Origin of the sequence: Pseudoalteromonas fenneropenaei, assembly GCF_042643375.1 — a bacterium.
Lineage (GTDB): Bacteria > Pseudomonadota > Gammaproteobacteria > Enterobacterales > Alteromonadaceae > Pseudoalteromonas > Pseudoalteromonas fenneropenaei.
On sequence record NZ_JBHRSD010000001.1, the window covers coordinates 152,252 to 174,376 of the forward strand.

The following is a 22,125-nucleotide window of genomic DNA, read 5'->3' on the forward strand; positions in this document are numbered from 1 at the left end:
GAGTTGTTCCCTCGCTCGTAGGACAGTTGATTAAGTCCCTGAGCCGATATAATTCTTTTAGGGATGCAGTTTGCTTGCTATTGCGCAGGCTCGGCATGTACCGAGAAGCCTACGGTAAGCTGTTGCCTTCCGCCTTGAACCTTAGGGTTCAAGGGCTGACATCAGCATCCACGAAGCTGGGGAACTCCTACTTACCTCTGATGCTATTCCGACTTTAATTCAATCAATACTTCATGTGTGGTTTTGTCGATATTCACGCGACCATTCAAGCGATTCACCACGAGGTTGTAAACTAAGTTTAAACCCAACCCAATCAGCCCCTTGCCCCGTTCTGTGGTATAAAAAGGTTCAAATAGTCGCTCTATTTCGCATTTGTTGAATCCTGGCCCGTTGTCTCGATAACTAATGGTCACGACCTTGTTTTCATTCCTGATAGCAAGATAGATAAGCAACTCATGCTCTTGATTTGCACCATGAACAAACGAATTTTCTACTAAGGCTTTAAACACCATAGCCAAAATGCTGGCATCACTTATCAATATATAAGTCTCAGGCGGGCTTACAAAGCTGATCCGCGCCTTTTGCTGCGGAAACTCTTGATGGCATTCATTAAAGGCTATTTGGCACAGCTGCTGACAATCACACAGCATGCGGTTAATTGCCTCGTTGTGTGCAATTAATTTGAGGGTATCTATCAGCTTGATTGCCTTTTTCAGGCTACGTTTGACGAGAATACTGCCCTCGCCGACTACAACCAAAAACTGCTCTAGTTGCTCCTTTTTCAGCTTACCTGATGCAAAATCAGCAGCAACTTTTGTATATTCCCCTTCGCCGTTAGTCAGTGCCATTAGGCAAATACCAAGTGGCGTATTTAATTCGTGCGAAACCCCAGCCACCATTTTACCAAGCGCCGCCATTTTCTCTGACTCTATTAACTCGTTGTGGGTTTGCTCTAGATTTGCGATAGCTTGACTGAGCTCAGTGTTGGCATGTTGCAATTCAGCAGTACGTAACTGCACTCGCTCTTCCAGTTTGTGATTGAGCGCAAGTAATTCTAGCTCCTGCGCTTTAGTTTGCGTGATATCGTGCAAAATACCTATCATCCGGCTTGGTTTACCGGCTATCCACTCCACCACTTTGCCGCGATCTTGCACCCATATCCATGATTTACGGTGTTTTAGTCGGTATGCTACGGAATAAAACTCGCTTTTACCTTCAATGTGCTGGCGTAGCAGCTGACTAAAGCGAGCAAAATCTTCAGGGTGAATAAACTGCGCGAAGGCGTCTATTGAATTGACTGCCATGTGGTCTGGTAGATGTAACTCATTGGGCAAATTCTGGCGTAAAAATACCCCAGAGAGTAGGTCCCAGTCCCATAAAATGTCCCCAGTCCCCCACAATGCCAGCTCTAAACGCCGAGCCATTGCCGAAAGTTCTTGATGCGCATTGCGCTCAAGTTGCAGTTTCTGGCGATGATAGTAACGCATTAACACCACAACGATGACGGCAATGAACAGCAGAGCCGCAAAAACCAAAAAATTACGATTAAGCTTAGTTTGCTCCAATTCCAGTTGACTAATTTTGAGTTGATTGCGGGTTTTATCAAAATTGACCCGCTGTAGCTGGGCTTCTTGCTCTACTCGTAACACGGCCAAATTGGTGGAAGACTCTTCATTAAGTATGGTTTCTTTGATGTGAATGTACTTTTTCAAAGTATCGAGCGCCGCTTGTATCTGCCCCTGTCGCTCCTGAAACTGATAAAGAAACTGATAAGATAGAAACAGTAAAAAGTTCTGTTTGTTAGCTTGGGTCTGCTCTACAGCTAACTCCACATACCTCAGTGCGGCCTCGGAATCCCCTTGGGCATCAGCCAATTTGGCGAGATCTAGATTAATTTCAGCAATGCGCTTGAGGTCATTATCCTTAACGTTAATGGCCATGGCATCTGCGAAATACTGCTGTGCTTTGGCAAACTCCTGCTGGGTCAGAGCTATTCGGCCATAGTAGAGGTAAGTTGAACCCAAAAAGCCGCGATTGTTTAATTGATTGCCTAACCTCTCAGCTTCTTGCAAATGCGCGAGCGCTGTTGGTATATCACCTTTTAAACGATACGCTTCGCCAAGATTATTATGGGAATACACCATACCTCGGGTATAGCCCAAGGCCTGTTTACGGGCGAGCGACAACTGGTGCATTTCAATGGCTTTGTCATATTGCGCTAAATCTTTATAGATCACCCCGATATTGTTGTAATTGGCGGAAATATAACGGTCATTACCAAGTTGCAATTGCCGCGATAAGCTCATTTGCTGATAATGTAGGGCTTTATCTAACATCCCTAAGCGACGATAAAAGTTACCCAGTTTTGAGAACAGATCCGCTAAACCTTCGCCATTTTCATGGGTTTTAAAAATTTGCTCGGCTTCTAAAAATGCCCGTAAAGCGCCTTCATTTTCACTGTTACGCTCCTCATTCATACCCAATAACACATAGGCTTTACCAAGTAGTACAGATGTTTCGCCACGGCGTTGATGATCTTTTACCAAACGCAGAATATCCATTCGCGCTTCTTCATGCCGAGCCATTTCGCTATAAACGATTGCCCTTCTAAGCCACACTTGATGCCAAAGTTCGGCAATCTGGCTGTTGCTCGCCTCAAGCACCACAAACGCTTGCTCAACCGCGTTTAAGGCTTCTTGGTTTTTACCTAGTGAAAGCAAAGCCTTGGCTGTATTACATAACGCATCAACCACCACTTCGTCACCAAACTGAGTGCTATCGGTTAAGCCTAACGTGGCGATAACATCAAGCGTATCCTTAGCATTAAATCCGGCATTTTCGCGGATAAACTCTTGAGCCAGCTGAATTTGTTGTGATTTTTCAGCATTTAGCACCTGCTCCTTATCAACGGAGCGAGCATAGATGTAACTGGGGGTGAGTAACACCCAAATCAGCAACCAAACAACGCGCATAAAGTACCCCAACTGGCACAATTATTTAACTATAGTCAAAACACGGTAATTTAGAGAAATATTACTAAACAATACAACTGAATGCAGCGTGCCGTTAAACACCGTACATGAGCTAATTTGGAGCCTGTGGCAAAGTGAATTGAACCGTCACGCCTTTATGACCTTGGTCGGTATTGTTCTGGACTTTCAACTTTCCACCGTGCGCAAGCACTATATCGTGACATAAAGTCAGGCCCAAGCCCGTGCCATTGGCTTTAGTAGTAAAAAAGGGCAATAAGGCCTGCTCCAACTGCTCGTCCGACATACCTTTGCCGCTATCTGCAATACTGAAAACCCAGCGTTTGTCCACCACAGCCACATCTAAGTGTATCGCGTCGATTGGGCTGCCAGATTCTTTAGCGTTTTTAATCAAATTAATCAGTACTTGTTCTATTTGCGCACTGTCCATGACAATTGTAGCGGGGAGCTTGGCTATATCGCTACGACACGCAATATGAGTTAAATAACGAATGCGCTCCAAAAACGGCGGTAAAGCCACACTTTCAATTTGCGGTTTTGGCAGTTTGGCGAAATTTGCATACTGCACTAAAAAGCGGTTTAAATTGTCGATGCGGCTGGTCAAGGTGCTAAACACTTCTGGCAATAGCTCATGATGCTCAGGCTGAGCAACAATTTTTTGTGCAGAAAGCACCAAAGATTTCATCGGCGCCATTGAATTGTTTAACTCATGGCTTATTAGACGTATGGTTTGCTTCCAAATATGACTTTGCTTGTGCTCTATTTCGTGAGTGAGATTTTTATACACATAGAGATGATGTTTGGAATTGCGTAAGTGCAGGCTTTGATAACTCAAGTTATAGCAGAGGTTTTCATCATTGTGGCTAAACGACACCAGACCCGAACTTTGTTTTAAACTCGCTTCACGTAGTGGTGCCGCCATGCTGGCAATAACGTCACTAAACACTTGCCCTTGTAGTGGCTGGCTAGTATTAAGGAGCTGCCGTGCCGCAAAATTATGCAGCACAATGTGGTGATTGTGGTCGACCAATATGAGCGCATCTGCCGCTTGTTGTACTAAATGACTGAGGAGCTGCTCGCGTTGAAATAAATCAGTACGCGCTAGGCTAATTTCGTTTTTCAGTTGATTGAAATTATCCACCAGCAAAGTGAACTCACGATACTGCTCATTGACAATAGAAAAGCTGAAATCATTGTCTTTTAAACCGCGCAGACCAATATCAAAAGCCATATTAAAACGCCGCAACGGCCTGAGCAGTAGGGGCACAAATAAAACTGCCAGCAAAGTGAGTATTGCTACGCAAACCCCACCCCACACATAAAAATTATCGCTGTATTGATGTACCAAGAGCAAGGCCGTAGCCTGCACGAGTAAGAAAACAACAATGTATGCCGTGATGCGATTAGCAAAACTTTTGCCTGTTGTACGTAACAACCTCTGCACCCCTAATCTAACTCATGCCCAATTTTTTCATTCGCCGATATAACGCAGAGCGGCTGATCCCAAGTGTTTTAGCAGCATTAGATAACACCCCCTGATTACTCTCAAGTGCAGCGCTAATATCTTGCTCGCTTAGCTCATCAGCAACCACAGTACTTTCTTCTGCTACTTCAATATTTAGATCCGCAGCCACTATTTCATCGTCGGTGCAGAGTAAGCATGCGCGCGTAATCACGTTTTTTAATTCGCGCACATTACCGGGCCAATCATATTGCAACAGCTTATGCTCTGCACACCCACTGAGTCGCAAACTTGCGCTCGACTCGCCATACAATTCAACTTGCTGTTGGTGCATAAAATACTGTGCCAGCGCCAAGATATCCTCTTTGCGCTCTTTTAACGCTGGCAATGCTAGCTCTATCAAATTAAGGCGATAATACAGGTCTTCACGAAAGCGCCCCTCGGCAATCATGGCTTTTAAATCCGCATTGGTGGCGGTGATAAGGCGTACAGTCACTGAGATAGTCTCGCCGCTACCTAGCCGCTCGAACTCCCCTGTTTCCAACACGCGCAGTAACTTAGCTTGACCTTCAAGTGACAAATTACCAATTTCATCTAAAAACAACGTGCCCTGATGAGCTTGCTCAAAACGCCCTATTCGACGCTTTTTCAAGCCCGTGTAGGCGCCTTCTTCTGCGCCAAACAGCTCAGCTTCCATCAGCTCGCTTGGTAGCGCACCGACGTTAACCTTAACAAACGGCCCGCTATGGCAATGAGAGTTCGCCTGAGCTATGTGTGCGATACATTCTTTACCCGCACCATTAGGTCCAGTTATCAAAAGCGGCACATTCACTTTGGCGACTTTAGTGGTTAACGCCAGCAAGGCTTGCATAGCTTGGCTGTTAAACTCATAACCACACAAATCAAACTTAGCCTTTAACTCAGCTAATTTATCGCTTGGCGCTTTGTTTGCCGTTGCTTGCTTGGCACTGCCAATAGTGAGTAAACCTTGCACCCGCGCCAAGAGTTTGTCCTCATCCCAAGGCTTAGCAATATAGTCGGCTGCACCTTCGCGCATTAAACTGACCGCGGTTTCAAGCTCTGTCCAACCCGTCATAAGAATAATCGGCAAATTGGCGTAAGTTTGCCGCAACTGACGAAAGAGCGTGATGCCTTCTCGGCCTGAGGTGGTATCGGCGCTGAAATTCATATCTTGTACGACTATGTCAATGTGCTCATTGGCGAGGATCTGCAAACTTTGCTCTGGGCTTAAGGCCACCAAAGGTTCAAGTTGATTGAGTTTGAAGAGCACAGAGAGTGCGACCCCAACATCGGGTTGGTCGTCTATTATCAGCACCCGCTTTTTTACCATAGTCACTTTACCTTAATTATTATGCTCTGTTACTTGAAACGTTTTAGCGTGGCATTGCTAACCGGGGCAATGCCACTGACCTAAATTAGTTCCCGCGCGTGGCTTCTGCAGGGGAGATTTGCGCCGCCGCTTTTGCGGGAAACCACACCGCGAGGTAATTGGTCGCCCACACTAAACCAGCGCAGCCAAGCAGTACCAACCAATTAAAACTCGATGGGCCATTACTGACTGTGGTCACATAGTAAGTAAGGATCAACACAGTTCCCATAACTAACCCGATCATAACTTGAATACTGTTTTCTAACAAAAAGTAACGCATCACTTGCCGCTTAGTGGCGCCGAGCGCACGTCGAATACCGATTTGTTTGCGGCGCTGATTAACTAAAAACGTCACTAGCCCCACCGTACCAAGCGTGGCGATAAGGAGCAGTAACAAGGTCACGGTTAGCATCACCAAAGCAAAGCTACCACGGCCGTCATACATACGTTTTAATACGCGTCGTAGCGTTTCTGCATTCGACAAATAACGGTTTGGCTCAACATAAAGCGCATCGGTAATGTCTTCAAGTAGCACATCTGCTTGGCCTGCGGCTACCTTAATCAAATAATCCGGTGAGCGTGACTGACTCCAACGCACTTGTGGGCGGATCACGCTATTGTATGACTTACCACGGAAATTCAGGTTAGAACCGGCCAAAAAGTCACTGTACACACCTACGACTTGCACCGGATGTGAAGTTAACTCGAGATAAAGCGTTTTGCCTATGGCACTTTGCTCGGCAAAAAGCTCCTTAGCCAAAGACTCACTGATCATGACATTGGCAACCTCACCTGCGCCAATCTCACTTATCACGACATCAGCGGCAGTAAAAAAGCGTCCTTCAAGCAGTTCTAAACCCAGCACTTCAGTACCATGCTCATCCATATCAAAATAGTTAGTCAGAAACGCTTGAGCGTCTGGCAATGGACTTAGATAAACGTTTTCCGCCCGCGGCCCTTCGGTTGGCCGCACCGCATTGGGCGTTGCCGCTTCAACACCAGGAATCGCCCGTAAACGTTCTAAATCTCTGGTGACTAAAGCCGAGATATTCATATTTGGATCAAAGACTTGGCTACGAACCGAAACGACATTATCTAAATCCAGCCCAGACGGCTTATTCCATTCTTTAAGGGTAAACACTGAGTCAGATACCGCTATGGTCAACACCATAAATGTCAGTGCTACTTGCACCATCAAAATCCCAGCAAGGAACTTATTTTGCTTCAAACTCAGGAGAATAGGTCTAATTTCCATTTTGTCCTCCTATTGTGATTTTAGTTGTGGCGCGACCGGCTTACTGCACATCTGCCAAATGGGATATAAACCGAGCACTAAACTGGTGCTCAGCGCAATACCTATTGCTTGCAACCCCAATTGCCAATTTAAGGCAAAGTTAGCCGCAACCGTCTGTGCCGAGACTTCAAAATCGACCGCATACTGGTTTTGCCAAATTAACCCTTGTAAGAATACGTAACTGAAGGCTAAGCCGAGTAGCGCACCTAGCAAACCAATGAGGAGTACCTCAGTAATGTATTGAGCAAAAAGCATTTTTTTGCTGGCCCCTAAGGCTCGACGTAAACTGACCTCATAGCCATTACGGACAAATTTTGCGAGTAATAAGCCGATGGCATTTAATAAACACACCCCAAAAAAGAGTGGCGCTATCACGGTCATCGCACCACCGTAAGCCTCATTCCAAAACGCAGTTAATTCACGAAGTGAGGTAAAATAAGTGACCTCATCACGTGTTAAGCGCCCTAAGCTTCGCTGCGCCACCACGTAATTGGCTAACTTGTCGCGAAATTGCATTTGCTGCTCAAGGTTGTCGAATTCAAGCCAAAGACGGATAAAACCACACTCAGCACTTTTGAGTCCTTCGATGTCTTGCACCGCATAGCTTCCGCGCTTGGCAATATCTTTATTGTGGCAGATCAGATTCATAGAACGGGGTAAGTTTTGTTTTACCGCAAACGAGTGTGGAACAAATGAAGTATTAGGATCTGTCATCCAAAACGAACCTAAGTAAAAAGGTCGGGTATCTGGCATACTTGCCACCACCCCCACTACGGTTGTGGCATGCCCACCAATACTGACTTGCAGCCCAACACTATTTTTACCGCCAAATAGCGCTTGATTGCTTTTCTCATTCAAGACGATAACCGGTGCGCCTTGTTGATCCGCTTCTGCTGACCAAGGTGCACCATAGATAAAGCGACTTTCAAACATGCGAAAGAAATCTCGGCTAGTCACTACGCTTTCACTAAAATAAGGCCGTACACCGTGACTCTCGGTGCTCAGCACATTGTAACTGCGCCATGCTAAAGCGTGACCTTTGGCCTCACCCGAGAGCAGAATTAACTGCTCAGCGTCGAAATAAGTTAAATCAGGCCAACTGCGGAAAAAGGTAATATCTGAAGAATCCACCCCACGCGCGTCGAGCTGTACCGACCATATCCGCTCTGCTTTATGCGCCAATGGCGGTTTAGTGCTGTGATAAGACTGAGTTTGCACCATCATCAAAATACCAATACCAATTGCCAGAGCTAACACCATCAAACTGCTTAACTGCCACTGTTTGCGGATACTACGAAGTGCTAATTGCAAGCTATAACGCCACATATTCCCCCCTATGCGCGCTTTGCGGCAGGATTGGCGGTCAGTTCGCACACCGCACCATCGTAAATTTGGATATGCCGACCTGTGCGTTTGGCAAGCATGTCATCGTGCGTCACCATCACTATGGTCGTACCATTGGCATTGATTTTTTCCAGTAGCTGCATCACAGATTCAGCCATCATCGAGTCTAAATTCCCGGTTGGCTCGTCTGCTAAAATAAAAGCGGGCTCACCCGCTAATGCGCGCGCAATGGCCACCCGCTGCTGCTGACCACCAGAGAGTTGCGTGGGTAAGTGCATGGCTCGGGCTGATAAGCCAACAATTTCTAACGCGTGCATGATCCGCTCATATCGCTCTTTTTTGGCAAGGCCGCGATAACGTAGCGGCACATCAATGTTGTCAAATAAAGGTAAGTCGGTGAGCAGATTAAAACTTTGAAATATAAAACCGATTTTTTCATTTCTGAGGCGAGATTTTTGGTCATCATTCATCCCTTGTACGGCAATCCCATCAAGAAAATATTGCCCTGCGGTAAAATCCTCTAATAGCCCTGCGATATTCAAAAAGGTTGACTTACCTGCACCTGATGGGCCTGTCACCGCCACAAATTCGCCCTTTTGCACGCTCAAATCCAAGTTTTTTAGCGCGTGGGTTTCAATTAATTCTGTTCTAAATACTTTGCTAAGGTTTTTCATCTCTAACATGGGTTTTCTCCTTGTTGTTATGCTTATTCGGCAAGATGGATTAAAGTGTTTTTACTGAAATTATCTAAACTCGAAATAATGATTTTTTGCCCTTCATTGAGGCCACCTAAAATCTCAACTTCGCTTAAGCTACGTGCGCCTAATTCGACATCAACACGCTTTGCCTGATCACCTTCCACAACATAAGCCATCCGCGCACCGCCACTTTCAACAAACTGACCACGGCGCACTTTCAAAACATTATTTTTGGTTTGAATAAAAATCCGCGCCGAGACTTGTTGGTTTTGCCTCAGTCCCTCGGGCGAATTTTGTTTGAAGCGAATTAACCCCACCACTTGGCCATTATTGACCTCAGGGGCAATCGCTTTGAGTAGGCCGGTGTAGTTTTGGCCGTTAACGTTCACTTGAGCTTCAAGCCCAACTGACAAACTATCGGCATAACTTTCAGCAATTTGCACACTAATCTCAAAGTGGCTTAAATCGACTATGGTGAGCAGTGGGCTATTTTCTGTAACTAAGTCTTTTTCGCGGATATTGACCACCCCAACAATGCCATCAAGCGGAGCCGTCAGTTGCAACGCTCTGATCTGACGTTCTAGCTCTGCAACGACTACGGTTTGGCGCTCTAGCTCTGCTTGGCGCGATTTAAGTTCAAAAGCCAACGACTCTTTTTGTAATTCATAGGCTTGCTGCGCATGCTCATAGCTTAACCGCGCCAAATCTAGATTGCTCTGTGTCACTTGATACGCTTCTTGGCTTATCAGCTTATGTTGCATGCTGGCTTCAGCGCGGCTCATATTGTTCTGCTGTAGGGCTAAATTCACTAAGCCTTGCTCAATCGCTTGCTTACGATTAAGCAGCACTTCTTTGTTGGCGATCTGTTGACGTTCAAGCGCTAAATTAAACTCCGCCAAACGGGCCTGCTCTTGTGCTAAACGGCTATTAAGTTCAGGACTTTCGACCTCAACCAGCAATTGACCACGCGTGACCACATCCCCAGCTTGTACTAGCAGCGATACCGTACCTTCAGCGGGAGAAAACAGCGTTGGGCTATTCGCCGACACGACCTGCCCTTGTACACTGATATCTTGCAGTAAATCCCCGCGCGTTACGGTCGCAAAACGCAGTTGCGACACGGCAATCGATTGCTCAGCTTGGTAAATCGAAGCAAACTTTGTCGCACCATAAACGCCACCGACAATTGCCGCGAAAGCGACTAAACCTAGCATTAATAGCCGCCTACCTGATCTTTTCTGCGGTTCAAGCTTAATATCTTGCCCTGATGTATCTCTCATCTTTCATCCTTTAAGTGGCTAACAGCCCCTTACACTTAACGAATTCTCCAGCAGCCTTTTTACTTGGCTACGTCTGCTCAAGCCATAGCAACTAATAAGCCAACTTTAAAATCATTAAAAATCAATAAATTATAAAATTTCAAGGGCGTAAGTATAGTGTGCGAACAAGTCAATCAACTGCGCGCGCAGTCGCTTCGTGCAAGCTAGAAAGTTGCCGCTAGCCTCACATGCAAACACTTAGGCTAATGAAGTTTAAACTTGCTATAGGGAGGACAAAGGAAAGAAGTAGAAACTGGGGCTTAGGTAAAAATTTTGAATAAGATTGTTTTGTAGGGAAAGGGTGTTTTTGTAGGAAACGGTATTTTAAAAACGCGCTGTAAGCTAGATGGGATGGTGCCCAGAGGCGGAATCGAACCACCGACACGGGGATTTTCAACCCTCAATGCTTATGCACATAACGTACTGTTTTTACTACACAAAACAACAAAATATTTCCTATAATTTTCGTCTAGTTTAATATTTGTTGGTTAATTTAGCTAAAATTACTTTGTTTTTAATAGCTTAGAAAACTTAGCTAAATTTACAATGTCTAACTTGAAAATAATGCCCTTTTTATTGCTAATTTTCAATGCTTTGTTTTTGCTTATCCGCAAGCAATTTAGGTGCGACTGGTGTTACCTGAGAATAGCCCCGCCTATAAACACGTTTAGTTGTCGCCACATTGGCATGCCCAAGTAATTCAAAAGCCTGAGTAACACTGCCACACTCACTTGCCGTTTTCGCTCGAAGATCTCTGTCCTGAAAGCGTTGTTCTGGCACCAGATCTCCACAATCTATAGCAGCTCTCATGGCTTTATTCCAAGCCGTTCTGAACCCATCTGGTGTCAATGGTTGCTCTTTTCGCGCATTAGCACTTGAGGCAAAAAAGTACCAATGTAATAGCGGCGTTCTGTGTTTTCTAGTCGTTCGATAGCCATTTATTTGCTTAAGCTCGGCAATAATTGAACTCAGATGTTCAACGGCTTCAAACTGTAATCTACTACCCGTTTTAGAAGCTTGAACGCGCAACCCATTAGCATCATCCCAATCTTTGCTGCTGAGTTTTAGCATATCGGTTTGCCTTAAGCCTGTTGCCAATTTCAGCGCTATATATAATTGCATCCATCTAGGGCAATGCTTTAAAAGTGCCGCTAGCTCGTCGTCAGTCACTAATCTATCCCGTGGTTGTTCAGGGTTTCGGATGATCCGGTGAAACGGCGTATCATCAATAACTCCCCATCGCACTGCGTGAGACATAATAGTGCTGAGCAAAGCAAATTCTCGATTTGCTCTAATTGGCGCGCCCTCTCGATTTCTTAAATCAAGGTATTGGTAAGCATGCCGCGCTCTCAACATTTGAGGGTTCATGTGCCCAAAACGTTTTATTAAATGCTTCGACGCACTGACATTACTCTTATGTGTTGATTCCGCTTTACCAGGCGAGATCTCTTTAAGATAACGGTCGATTAGGTCGTGCATAGTCTGGCATTCAAAGTTAATCGATGCATATGCATAATAGTTGCGAAAGGCTTCACTTAGTGTTTTGCCAAGACGAATGTCCTTTTGCCCATGCGTCCTAAGGTAATATGTGTTCCCTTTTTTATTGAAGATCATACCCTTGGGCAGGTTTTCATTTGCTTCGGAACGTTTTCTTCCCATGACTGCTATTGCCCTATGTACAGCTCGTCATCTTTAAGCGTAGCCCCGCCACGCCTAATTTGATAGCTTTCGCCGGCACCAAGTTCAGCTTCAATAGTTTTACGCAGCACTTTAGGCCATCCGAAGGCGTCGAGGGTGAATAAGATCTGCATTGAGACCAGTTGCTCAACTTGCTTCTGGCGCTGCTTGCGGCCAGTCAATTCGCTCATTTCCTGTTTATTTAAAAATAGTATGGCACTCATTCAAAAACCTTCAAAATCAGAGGAATAATTTGGAACTTATTGTAAGCATTAAAATTTTGTAGGAAAAAAAAGCCGTGAACAGCCTCACGGCTTTTTACTGTTGACACGAGGTAAAAAATTTGATCGAATAAGGTGTCTAATCCTATTCAGACGTACGAGCTGTACCGATTACATAGGAGCTTTGGTGTCGCTAAAATGGTTCAAAAGCAATGCATAATAAACTGACATCAAAGCCCACTCCATAAAGCTTTTACCGAGGAGCACTTCATGCAAAGTGTGTTAAAAAATGCAGTACGAGCTCTTTTCTTGTTTTCAATAACGTTGCTTGCTCTTTTGATTCAAGCAGTATTTAAGGCTTTGTTTAACCCGAGTTCAAACAATAAAAATCAGCCGATGCAATCTGACATACATTATGATCATCAAGAAAATAAAGTATCTTCATACAGTGATAACTCAGGTCGTTTCACGAAGTTATAAGTGCAAAGCCATTACCACTAGATTTTTATATTTGTTTTAGACCTTGAAGAGGCTGTGTTTGATATAACTTGATCTTGAACTTGGCTAGCTTGCTTGCCTGACCCCTCAGCAGTACTTCCTCCGCTTTTACTCATCCCACTACTCCCAATGTCTCCTATCATTGAAGCAACGTCGTTTGCTTTTTGTAGCATTAGTCCAATAAGCAATGGAACTGCTAAATAGAGCACGGCAACAATACTGTTCCATAAAAAAATGGTCGTAGATTGCTGCGTCCCTGTCGATACTGGTTGAAAAGCAGCACTCCAAACACCTCCCACCCCCATCAAGTCTAGCACCTTGTTATCTACAAATGAGATAAAAGCCCACCAAACCGTAAGCATCTTAATGAAACAGAGCGCAATGATCGGAAGCATAGCTTTGTCTAGGGAAAAACAAGATATCAACCCGAACACTGGCAGCATAATTATTAGGATCATAATAAGTAAGGCTTGAATTATAGGGAGGGCTTGTTTTACAACCTGCATTGTAGTTTTTGCTTCGAGCAGCTTTTTACCCGAGCCAAATACACCTAAAATATTGCGAAGAGAGTTCATCAACCCTTTTTCTGAGTCAAGAAAAGCCGCAGGTTCCGACACGGAGTCTGATGTGTTCCGCAGGAAATGTCTCAAAGCAGCATCCTCAGCCTCACGACCTATTTCATCAACACCGAGGATCTTTACCTTAGCCATAATACTGCCCACATGGTCTTTCATTGCACTAAACCAGTCTTCTGCAGTGCAGCTGCCACCATCAAGGTTCTTACCCTGCGGGCTTGTTCCATGGCACTTGCGGGTTTCTCTTATGTATTCAATCAGTCGACTTCTTAGTCCTGTATCAAGGTTATTCACGCCAACACTTGTGCTATCAGTTTCACCTATCCACCATTCATTACAGTAGGGATGACCTTGATTGTCCCTAAAAATTGCATCTCTGTCAGGGTTGTATGAAAATTGTTTTACAGGATGTACGGCTTGAAAGCCATGAGAGCCATCACCACATGAATTGGCATTTTCACATTTTGCATACAGGCCCTGAGTTAACAAAAACACTTTTGAGCCTATCCAATTCATATCAGACGGATTCTTTTCTAAAATATTTGTTATAAAGCTTGGAACGTCTCCGCTCATACTTTGCTCATATAATCTACTGTACTTTGATTTTGCAGGCATGAAACATTCATTGGTAAAGCGCCGCACTTCAGCGTATAGAGCTGGATCTTTAATAGAAGCAGAGTACAAAAGACTTTCAAACTCTCGGAGGTCTTGAACTCCCTTTTTGAGTCCATTCACGCCTTCCACTCCAGCATGCATGATCCCATTGCTTAGGCTGTAAAAAAAGCTGAAAAGAATAGGTACCTTAATATGGGTTCCTACTATTAACTCCTTGATATCTTGTTGAAAGGTTTCTTCTTTCTTGCTTTTCTGGTTTGCCTTTACTTCACTGTTTGGCGTTACAACTTTAAATTGGTTAATACCAATCTTTACAAATGGTGTATAAAACAAAATCATCACACTAAACGCTACAATTATCTCAATTGCCATTTTCCTCCTTGATGCTATAGCAATACTTCCTCCATTTTTTTTGTATTGGTTTAACCAGCTATCCCAAAAAATAACCAAAAATGGCACCGCTATTAATCCAGTTCCAACAAGAATGGACCAAAGCATGCTATAAAATTGGAAGCTGATGATAATAAGAAACAACTCTTGTATACTCTGGACGACCATATACTTACCCCCAGAACACCAAGAGCACTTCGTTCAAAACATATATCAAAATTATTTGCTGTCTCAGCGACTTACACTGTTGTTCGATTGCTTCTTTTGAAATCAGAGCGTTGTACTGTCTGAGCTGTTCACAAACTTTGTGAGGTAGATATACAAAGCAATATATCCACACTAGAAAAGCTCTGATCGCAAAAAATAGTAATGAGTATTCCCTGAAAAAATTTAGTATTGCTGATTGGAGTGAAAGGATATCTGTATTTAATAATCTGGCAGCTAAGAATAACAAGCATCCAATCATTAGGAATGAAACACCGATAAAAACAGCTAAATTTATTGAAAACTTCAAAGAAGTTACTTTGTTTTGCATCTTGTGCACCTTTTGTAGGAATGATGCATTATGCTAACTGTCAAAATTGGTGATAATAAAAAAAGCCGTGGAGGCGTCCAACGGCTTTTCTTTCATGTTAGGTTTTGAGTTCTATTCAGCAACTCAAACATTTGAAGGTAACTCATCGACCTGGCCAGATCGATTTGCCGACGCCACTTTACGCCATTAGTGACTTGAGTTTTTCGGCTCTGCAGAGATTGAAATGGAGGCCAAGAAACCTTAACCTCCGTAGGCAAGGGTGCGAATCTATGCCTTTTTTTTATGCTAAACTAGAAAACAGACATAAGGCAACAAATAAATATTCATTACTAATTAAATTACTTTTTATACTTGAATGTTTCTTAGAGCCAATAACATAAATAATTAGCTTGCATTGCCATGCTAAAAATAATATTTTTTCTATGTTCTGCTTTGAAAGCAGTCCTTAACCGATGCAACTAAAGCTCGGTCCCTTGCCTAAGTTACAGGATTTTTCCGGCGTAACTATCTTCAAAATATCACTCTCATGCCATGTAGCATGAAGAACCTGATTGGCTCAGCCGCCCTTAACTATGTAACTGGGTTTTTGAGTCGCCGTCTCTTTTTTCTACTGAAAAAGAGACGGCCGACAAAAACCTGCTACAGCCCTTTATTTGTAGGCTATACCAACTAAATCAGCATTCACGAAATCGCACGAAATTAGCGCTGCGACTCTTTGAAATATGAGCCTGGCTCAAATACCAGCCTTGAATGGGGCTAGGTAAGCGAACGAGTTCCCTCCTCCAAGGCAGTATTTCAAATAATTGATAAGTTCCCGTGGGTAACGGTTTATCTACCCTTGTGCTGGCAAGAACCAGTGCCGATCAAAAGCAAGCAAAGCTTTCAAAAAATTGCGTAACACCAACCAAGTTAAAGAGGGTTGATCGGAGTGAATAAACTGATTGGAGAGTTATTTTGAGACACGAACGGCAAAACCCAAATGCAAGGAATTTTGGGCTGAAGTCGAGAGACATAGGCAAAGCTGGCCTCAATGCGCTTAAAGAAGACATCAAGTCATTTTCTTCTATATCGACTATGCATGGTCGCTGGAACCGCTTTTGTTCTTGGCTCAAGGCTGAACATCAAATAAAAGATATCCGAGATATAACGCTCGATCATTTACAGGAATACTCATCACATCTGAATGAGCGATGCAACCAGCAAAACTTGTCAGCCTCAACCGCGCAGAACTACATGAGCGCTGTAAACCGAGTGATGGAAATAGCTCGAGGTGATAGAACAGTCCACGTTGCACCGGTTGCGGAAGGTAATCTTCCTAAAAGGTCAGGTATCGCAACAACCAATAAAAGCGTTACTGGCGATGTTCATGCAAAGTCACTAAATGCCCTAAGCCCAAGAACCTCAGCCTTATTGGAACTTCAACGACAGCTTGGTTTACGGTTTGAAGAATCTGCGAAGTTAGATGCTAAAAAAGCGCTGCATGAAGCCTTGCTGCATAGATATATAAACATAAAAGATGGTACCAAGGGCGGAAGACTACGAACGGTACCAATTCAAAATGACTCCCAATATCAGGTGCTAAGACTTGCTGCAACATTTCAAAATGGAAGAAGTATGATCACACCTGGTCAAAGCTATAAACAATTTAAACAAAACGCATACAACGAATTAAAATCACTTGACATAACATTCCATGCAGAGCGCCATCACTATGCACAAATGCGTTATCAAACATTGAGCAATGTTGCTTGCCCTGTCGCTAGCGGTATTAAGCACGGCATTGAACATTACCGCTACATAGCTAGCACTCTAAACATGTCTCTCAAAGAAGCCAAAACTTTAGACCATCATGCAAGAATGCAGGTATCGCAAGAGCTTGGCCACGGCCGTATCGATGTAACAAACAGCTACTTAGGTTAAGTCATGAGCCATATGGAAAAATGGATAAAAGAAAGAACCCATGTGTATGTTCGACATGGCGGCAAAACCGCACGACGAGCAATGGTGAAAAGGTTAATCAACATACTTGAAAATATCGCGCAAAACGAAAAAGGTGTTAAATCTCCGCCTCAAGTCGGGCGAGCACATATTCATCGATACTATGCCAGGCACTCCCATCTAAGCTCAACTACACTGCGCGATCACCGGCTGGCCGTAGAACTACTTTGGGAGCTGCTGAATAGAACCAACAAACCGCCTTTCCCTGTTATCTAGAGCGAAGTTGTCACGAATGAGTCCGAACGAAGCTAAAAAGTTGCTTGTTAGATCGATTGGTTTATCAGGAGGCTGGCAGCATTATCGGCATTACTATAAATACGTGCGAGCACAACTTTATGGCGCTATAGCTCCATCGTTGAAAGGCCAATCATCAAGGGGCACGCCCCTTAATAATCCCATTATTTATTCAATCACAGTTCCATCTTGATTGCGGAGTCAAAATACTCGTTTTTCTATCTATAAACTCATTTTAGGCTTAACAAATAAAAAATATTTATTAAGGCGGAGCCGACTCTCAACCAACTCATATGCAAATATAGCGATTGTGTGGCAACGTGGGGGCAGCTTGCGTCCCCAGTTGTCCACATGAGCGTACTCAAACGTTCAATTATAAGCCACTTTCTTCAGCACGCTTCTGTGCTAATTCAAGCACATCATCATATGAATAAGCCGAGGTATAAAAAGCATGCTCCCAATGAGGTGGCACTTCACTCATGGAGATCTCGTATCCGTGCTCTTCTAGCAATGTGAGCAAATACCCTCTTTGATTTCTGGAAATTGAGCCATTCCAGTAGATCCCATTCTCTTCAATATCTTTAATCGCTACGTCTAATAGATGTTCTCTCGCATTTTCTTTTAAATTCATAAAAACCTCTTGATAAAATAATTAACTCTCATTTGAATCAATGCGTGTAAAAATAGCCAAATTCAAGGCACAAAAATGCCTAAATCAGATGAACTAATTTGTGAGGTAAAAAGCCCGAAAGCTTGGTTTTTAGTTGTGAGTAGATCTCACTGATATGATAAAGCCAAAGGCTTTATTTCTTGACGCGATGACATTCGTCTCGCTTTTGCTGGAATCTTCTTTAGACTGCCATAACACGCTCAGAACGTCAACAATTAATTTTCCCCTCTTTGTTCTGCTTGGTTTAGCGCGGTATATTTGCGAATGTAGATATACAGGGTGACTTTTGAATTACCTCTGAACCAAGGTAGTTAACTTAGAGAATGAAACTATTTCTGGTTTGTGCCAAAAGCGGAAATTCAATGAAACTAGCAACAATGTCCGCTATAGCGTTTAAAGCGGTCATTGCTTTCAGCCGATATAAACAAATGAGTTTGTTCTTACCTGCGCGATCATGTTAACCAGCAACTCCCCAACAGTGCCCACTTCTTTATGCAGCGAGTGATCGTCATCTACCAGCACCAATTTAGCCTGGTGCAGTTTTGCCCAGCGAATAGCATTGTCTACCGGCACCACCTCGTCATGCCAGCCGTGCACGGCAGCAATGCGACTTAACGAAGGCGCAGGGTAAGGCTCTGGGTAATCCGCGAGGCCAAATGCCGGAGCCATTAACAGTAATGAATCGGGTTTCAGCGTGCGGCTGGCTACAGTACTAACATAACCACCCATACTGGAGCCCACCAAAATTAAACCATGGTGTTCAGGCAATGCAGTGTCTAAAAGCAATTTTACCCGCAAAGCCGGGTCCAAGGTGCTGGTGTAATCCACGCTTAGCGTTTTCGCACCAGCGCTGTGGGCAATCTCGAGCAGGATATTAATTTTTCGGCCATTAGGGCCGGTTTCTTTGCCGTGGCTAAAAACGACTAAAGGTTGTAATGCTGGCATATTTTGTTAAACCTGAATTTGTTACTCACCTAGTACGAACCGCCTAGTTAAGCTGGCAGAGAAAAAAGCGTTATATGCTAGATACCATAACGTTAGTTGCTCGCTTCTTACCATTAATTTTATCGAAAATATTTCTTCAGCTTGTTTGCGAAAAGTCGTTTGAAATACGTGCCTTGTTTTGCTGGGCTTTAGCATTAAGCTATTTTTTCAGCAAATGTTTAATGCTGCTAAACAAATAATCAACATGAAATAACAAGGTACCTTATGAAAAAAACAATTATTGCGACAGCGTCTATATTGGCCTTTGGCAGCTTCTCAGCTATGGCAGGAACTTGCCAAGTTACAGTAACATGGCCAGATGGCAAAGCTAAATCCGGTGTAAGGGTTACAGGTGAAGTAAGCGGCGGTGGTATGACACAGCCGGTACAAACCGACAGCAATGGCAGGGCCACTATTACCTGGTCAGGAACGAATAGCTTAAGCACGGTTTATATTGATGGCAAAGATCAAAAAACACGTTGCCAGGATGGTGGTTCGGTTACGGCAGTGAGCAAGTAATAGTTGTAGTGGGAAAGCTAACATGTTTTCGGTATGTTAATACCACAAAAAATTCCGTAGCTGCATATTTTATAAATATCAGAAGTTCAATGAGAGGTGTCAGTGAAGACGTTAATTGCGCTGTTATTTTTAGTTCCATTTTTGTTACATGCTAAAGACTTGGGAGGGATCAAGTTGGGAGCACAATTCAACGCAGCTTCAATGGGCCTCAATTGTGGGAGCCCTTCAATTAACGATGATGGCGCGTATATCAGGTGTACTAAAAACGGTTTTGATGGGCAGTTTGAAATTACTTATAGTCTGAAATACGGTGTCATAAGTGTTTTGCAGCATATTAAATTTGACTATGAACCCAATATGGACACTATAAAAGCTAGTTTAATAAATAAGTTTGGCCCTCCACAGCAAGAAGTTCGTTTGAATTTTGGTCCCAGGAATGACAAAGGTTCTGGGCTTGCTTGGCTGGCATTTTGTTGGCAGAATTGCGCTGTACAGTCTATTTATAACAATTTTTTTAGAGGAGACGAACTTACTTGTACAAAGCAAAATCAGTGCATTAATGCATCAATTGGCAGATCGCCTTCAAGAGTAAATATTGAGATTAAAGATTATGATCTAGAAGAGAAATCGTTTGCACTATCTCAGCAAATTCGCAAGGAGCGTGAAGAAAATCAGTCTAGAATTCGACTTTAGTAAATTTGTATAGGTATTCCTTCCGTTAATGCTGATCTATGAAGGTTGTTAGTATGAGTAAACCACAAAAGACCGAAGACGATCTGTACCAACAGGCATACCAAGAATTGCAGGCTAATGAGCCTATTGCGCCAACTTGGGCAAAAGCCTTGGCGATGGCTGAAGGTGATAAGGCCAAAGCAGAGTCGGCTTATTTGCGTTTACGGGTGCAGCAATTGGCGCAGCAGCATGGTGTAGCCCTGAGTGATGCTACCCCTAAAGCAGAGCCGAAATCGCAGTGGAAAATTCCAGCGATAGCCGCTGTAGCAGCAGTTATTGTGGCTGGCTGGTGGTTATCGACGCAAAATGTAAATAATTCTGGTGCAGCTGCCTCAAGTGCTCCTGTTAAAGCCGCCAAACCCGCCAGCGCCGCAACTAAAGCTGAACTTATCGACGGCCGCTATCGCGATAACGGCAATGGTACTATTACCGACACCAAAACCAACCTGACCTGGATGCGTTGCAGCCTGGGGCAGCAATGGACAGGCAGTACCTGTGCCGGTGTGGCGATGGAAATGAACTGGAACGATGCGCTCAGAACCGCCATAAGCTATAGCTATGCGGGCCATAGCGATTGGCGAGTGCCGACAGTCGATGAGCTGGATACGCTGGTGCTCTGCCCGGCAGGGCGCAAGCCGTCAGCGCGGCCAGGTGGGCGTTATGTTGGGGATACAACTGGAGAGTGCCTTGGTAGCGAATATTACAATCCCAAAATCAATATCAATGCATTCCCTGATTCTCCTGCTAGTTTTGTCTGGTCATCAACACCTTATATTGACCGACCCAATCGAGCTTGGGGTACTGGTTTTCAATTAGGAAGTGTCTACTTTGAACACGAAGATAATCCTGGGATGATTCGTTTAGTACGTAATGGGCAATAGCGCCCATAGATGCTATTGTGGCGTCAGCATCCAGCTAAAAACTGTGGGGACTTGACCAGTGATTTGAGCCGCGTAGCGGCATTTGTGCGAGGTTGGGGTTAACCAAGGTGCGTGATGATTAAAGCAAAACCGGCTGCAGCCTTTAAAGCATTCGCCTTAACGCCACTGCTTATTAGCGCAGTTTGGTGTTTACCAAAAGCCCATGCTGCAGAAGCTCAGCCAGCAAACACCACACCCACAGCAGTTGCCTTGCCTGCGGTGGGGAGCTGTACCAAGGTAGCGTTTAACAGCGTAAGCTCACTGAAATGGCCGCTGCCCTTGTATTTATGCCATTACAGTGCCGCAGAATTTAACACCCTCAAAGCCCAGCCTGCGCTGGACAAAAGCTGGCTACCGAACAAACAAAGTTATCAGGGTTTAGCATGTAACGTATTGGATTCTCGCTTGCCGTCTATCGCCTTAGCGCACGGGCAGCACTGGTATCGCCAGTTTGCAAATAACAGCGAAGCAACAAGTGCAGTGGTGCAGTTAACCGAGTTAATCTCACCCTATTTTGGTTGTGAGCTGCAGCTAACCGATACAGGCTTTACCGACCCTTGTGTTAGTGCCCGCTGGGATAAATTGGGCCGGTTATTAGCGCCTGTGTCTGACTTGCCCAACCAATCGCTACGCCAGTTCCCTTTTAGGCTAGATAACGGCAAGGTGGTGTTGGGCGAAGCCGATGCCAAGCTAAGCTGGCAGTTGCACGACTTTGAACCCAATTTACAAGATGTCACCGTGCCGCTTTTAGATCGCATCGGTAAAGGCTTGTTTTGGGGTAAGGTAAACGAGGTTGCCGCACTTTGGCCGCAGCTCAGCGCGCAGGGCGAGTTAACCCAAAGCGAGCAAGCGCGGCTGTTTATTATGGCGGTGTCGAAACAGCAAGCCGCAGCGGTGCGCTTTTTAGTAGCGCAAGGGCTAAACCCGCAAGCGAGGACCGAGTTTGGCGATACTGCACTGAGTGTGGCTAAAATGATTGAAAGCGAGGCGATGCTGCAATTACTTAGCGAGCTGGGTGCCAACTCTGATAGCCAGGAACAATAACAGGTGCTGTAACAAG

General features: G+C 44.3%; 19 protein-coding genes and 1 other RNA gene. 8 read left to right on the forward strand and 12 right to left on the reverse strand.

The window, feature by feature from the left end; translation table 11 throughout:
* Positions 1-4 precede the first annotated feature (4 nt).
* Positions 5-187, forward strand: a non-coding RNA gene (gene ssrS / locus ACFOEE_RS00660) — 6S RNA.
* A 16-nt stretch (positions 188-203) separates the two neighbouring features.
* Here the strand turns inward: ssrS and ACFOEE_RS00665 are convergent.
* From ACFOEE_RS00665 to ACFOEE_RS00705, 9 genes are all read right to left on the reverse strand, one after another.
* Entirely contained in the window at positions 204-2,972 is a 2,769-nt protein-coding gene (locus tag ACFOEE_RS00665; RefSeq protein WP_377119884.1) for a tetratricopeptide repeat protein, read from the reverse strand.
* Positions 2,973-3,084: 112 nt separating this feature from the next.
* Positions 3,085-4,221: a sensor histidine kinase gene (locus ACFOEE_RS00670; protein WP_377119886.1), complete on the reverse strand. Its 1,137-nt coding sequence runs from the start codon at positions 4,219-4,221 to the stop codon at positions 3,085-3,087.
* Positions 4,222-4,441: 220 nt separating this feature from the next.
* On the reverse strand, positions 4,442-5,803 hold the full coding sequence (locus ACFOEE_RS00675) for a sigma-54-dependent transcriptional regulator (protein ID WP_377119888.1): 1,362 nt from the start codon (positions 5,801-5,803) through the stop codon (positions 4,442-4,444).
* 85 nt (positions 5,804-5,888) lie between these two features.
* Entirely contained in the window at positions 5,889-7,097 is a 1,209-nt protein-coding gene (locus ACFOEE_RS00680) for an ABC transporter permease (protein WP_377119890.1), read from the reverse strand.
* Between the two features lie 9 nt (positions 7,098-7,106).
* Positions 7,107-8,462, reverse strand: a complete 1,356-nt coding sequence (locus tag ACFOEE_RS00685; RefSeq protein WP_377119892.1) for an ABC transporter permease — start codon at positions 8,460-8,462, stop codon at positions 7,107-7,109.
* Between the two features lie 8 nt (positions 8,463-8,470).
* The gene (locus ACFOEE_RS00690; protein WP_377119894.1) at positions 8,471-9,163 is read right to left on the reverse strand and encodes an ABC transporter ATP-binding protein; all 693 of its coding nucleotides are present in this window, start codon (positions 9,161-9,163) and stop codon (positions 8,471-8,473) included.
* 23 nt (positions 9,164-9,186) lie between these two features.
* Complete coding sequence (locus tag ACFOEE_RS00695; protein ID WP_377119896.1) at positions 9,187-10,458, reverse strand: efflux RND transporter periplasmic adaptor subunit; 1,272 nt, start codon at positions 10,456-10,458, stop codon at positions 9,187-9,189.
* A 618-nt stretch (positions 10,459-11,076) separates the two neighbouring features.
* Positions 11,077-12,156 (reverse strand): tyrosine-type recombinase/integrase, encoded by a 1,080-nt coding sequence (locus ACFOEE_RS00700; protein WP_377119898.1) that lies wholly within the window; start codon positions 12,154-12,156, stop codon positions 11,077-11,079.
* Between the two features lie 5 nt (positions 12,157-12,161).
* The gene (locus ACFOEE_RS00705) at positions 12,162-12,398 is read right to left on the reverse strand and encodes a DUF4224 domain-containing protein (protein ID WP_377119900.1); all 237 of its coding nucleotides are present in this window, start codon (positions 12,396-12,398) and stop codon (positions 12,162-12,164) included.
* A gap of 267 nt (positions 12,399-12,665) precedes the next feature.
* Between ACFOEE_RS00705 and ACFOEE_RS00710 the strand changes: the two genes are divergently transcribed.
* On the forward strand, positions 12,666-12,875 hold the full coding sequence (locus ACFOEE_RS00710) for a hypothetical protein (RefSeq protein ID WP_377119902.1): 210 nt from the start codon (positions 12,666-12,668) through the stop codon (positions 12,873-12,875).
* 17 nt (positions 12,876-12,892) lie between these two features.
* Here ACFOEE_RS00710 and ACFOEE_RS00715 read toward each other — a convergent pair whose 3' ends face one another.
* The gene (locus tag ACFOEE_RS00715) at positions 12,893-14,641 is read right to left on the reverse strand and encodes a conjugal transfer protein TraG N-terminal domain-containing protein (protein WP_377119904.1); all 1,749 of its coding nucleotides are present in this window, start codon (positions 14,639-14,641) and stop codon (positions 12,893-12,895) included.
* A 1,321-nt stretch (positions 14,642-15,962) separates the two neighbouring features.
* Here ACFOEE_RS00715 and ACFOEE_RS00720 point away from each other — a divergent pair.
* Positions 15,963-16,928: an integrase domain-containing protein gene (locus ACFOEE_RS00720; RefSeq protein WP_377119906.1), complete on the forward strand. Its 966-nt coding sequence runs from the start codon at positions 15,963-15,965 to the stop codon at positions 16,926-16,928.
* Between the two features lie 3 nt (positions 16,929-16,931).
* The gene (locus ACFOEE_RS00725; RefSeq protein ID WP_377119908.1) at positions 16,932-17,222 is read left to right on the forward strand and encodes a hypothetical protein; all 291 of its coding nucleotides are present in this window, start codon (positions 16,932-16,934) and stop codon (positions 17,220-17,222) included.
* Positions 17,223-17,613: 391 nt separating this feature from the next.
* On the opposite strand, the gene ACFOEE_RS00730 is transcribed toward ACFOEE_RS00725, so the two are convergent.
* Both ACFOEE_RS00730 and ACFOEE_RS00735 read right to left on the reverse strand, forming a co-directional pair.
* Complete coding sequence (locus tag ACFOEE_RS00730) at positions 17,614-17,871, reverse strand: hypothetical protein (protein ID WP_377119910.1); 258 nt, start codon at positions 17,869-17,871, stop codon at positions 17,614-17,616.
* 450 nt (positions 17,872-18,321) lie between these two features.
* Positions 18,322-18,855 (reverse strand): alpha/beta hydrolase, encoded by a 534-nt coding sequence (locus tag ACFOEE_RS00735; RefSeq protein WP_377119911.1) that lies wholly within the window; start codon positions 18,853-18,855, stop codon positions 18,322-18,324.
* Positions 18,856-19,119: 264 nt separating this feature from the next.
* Here ACFOEE_RS00735 and ACFOEE_RS00740 point away from each other — a divergent pair, with 264 nt between their 5' ends.
* The 4 genes from ACFOEE_RS00740 to ACFOEE_RS00755 all read left to right on the forward strand — a co-directional run bounded on the left by ACFOEE_RS00740 (position 19,120) and on the right by ACFOEE_RS00755 (position 22,109).
* Positions 19,120-19,413, forward strand: coding sequence for a hypothetical protein (locus ACFOEE_RS00740; protein WP_377119913.1), 294 nt, complete (start codon positions 19,120-19,122; stop codon positions 19,411-19,413).
* A gap of 102 nt (positions 19,414-19,515) precedes the next feature.
* The gene (locus ACFOEE_RS00745; RefSeq protein ID WP_377119915.1) at positions 19,516-20,106 is read left to right on the forward strand and encodes a hypothetical protein; all 591 of its coding nucleotides are present in this window, start codon (positions 19,516-19,518) and stop codon (positions 20,104-20,106) included.
* 53 nt (positions 20,107-20,159) lie between these two features.
* The gene (locus ACFOEE_RS00750) at positions 20,160-21,026 is read left to right on the forward strand and encodes an Lcl C-terminal domain-containing protein (protein WP_377119917.1); all 867 of its coding nucleotides are present in this window, start codon (positions 20,160-20,162) and stop codon (positions 21,024-21,026) included.
* Positions 21,027-21,140: 114 nt separating this feature from the next.
* Positions 21,141-22,109 (forward strand): hypothetical protein, encoded by a 969-nt coding sequence (locus ACFOEE_RS00755; protein WP_377119919.1) that lies wholly within the window; start codon positions 21,141-21,143, stop codon positions 22,107-22,109.
* Positions 22,110-22,125: the final 16 nt, after the last annotated feature.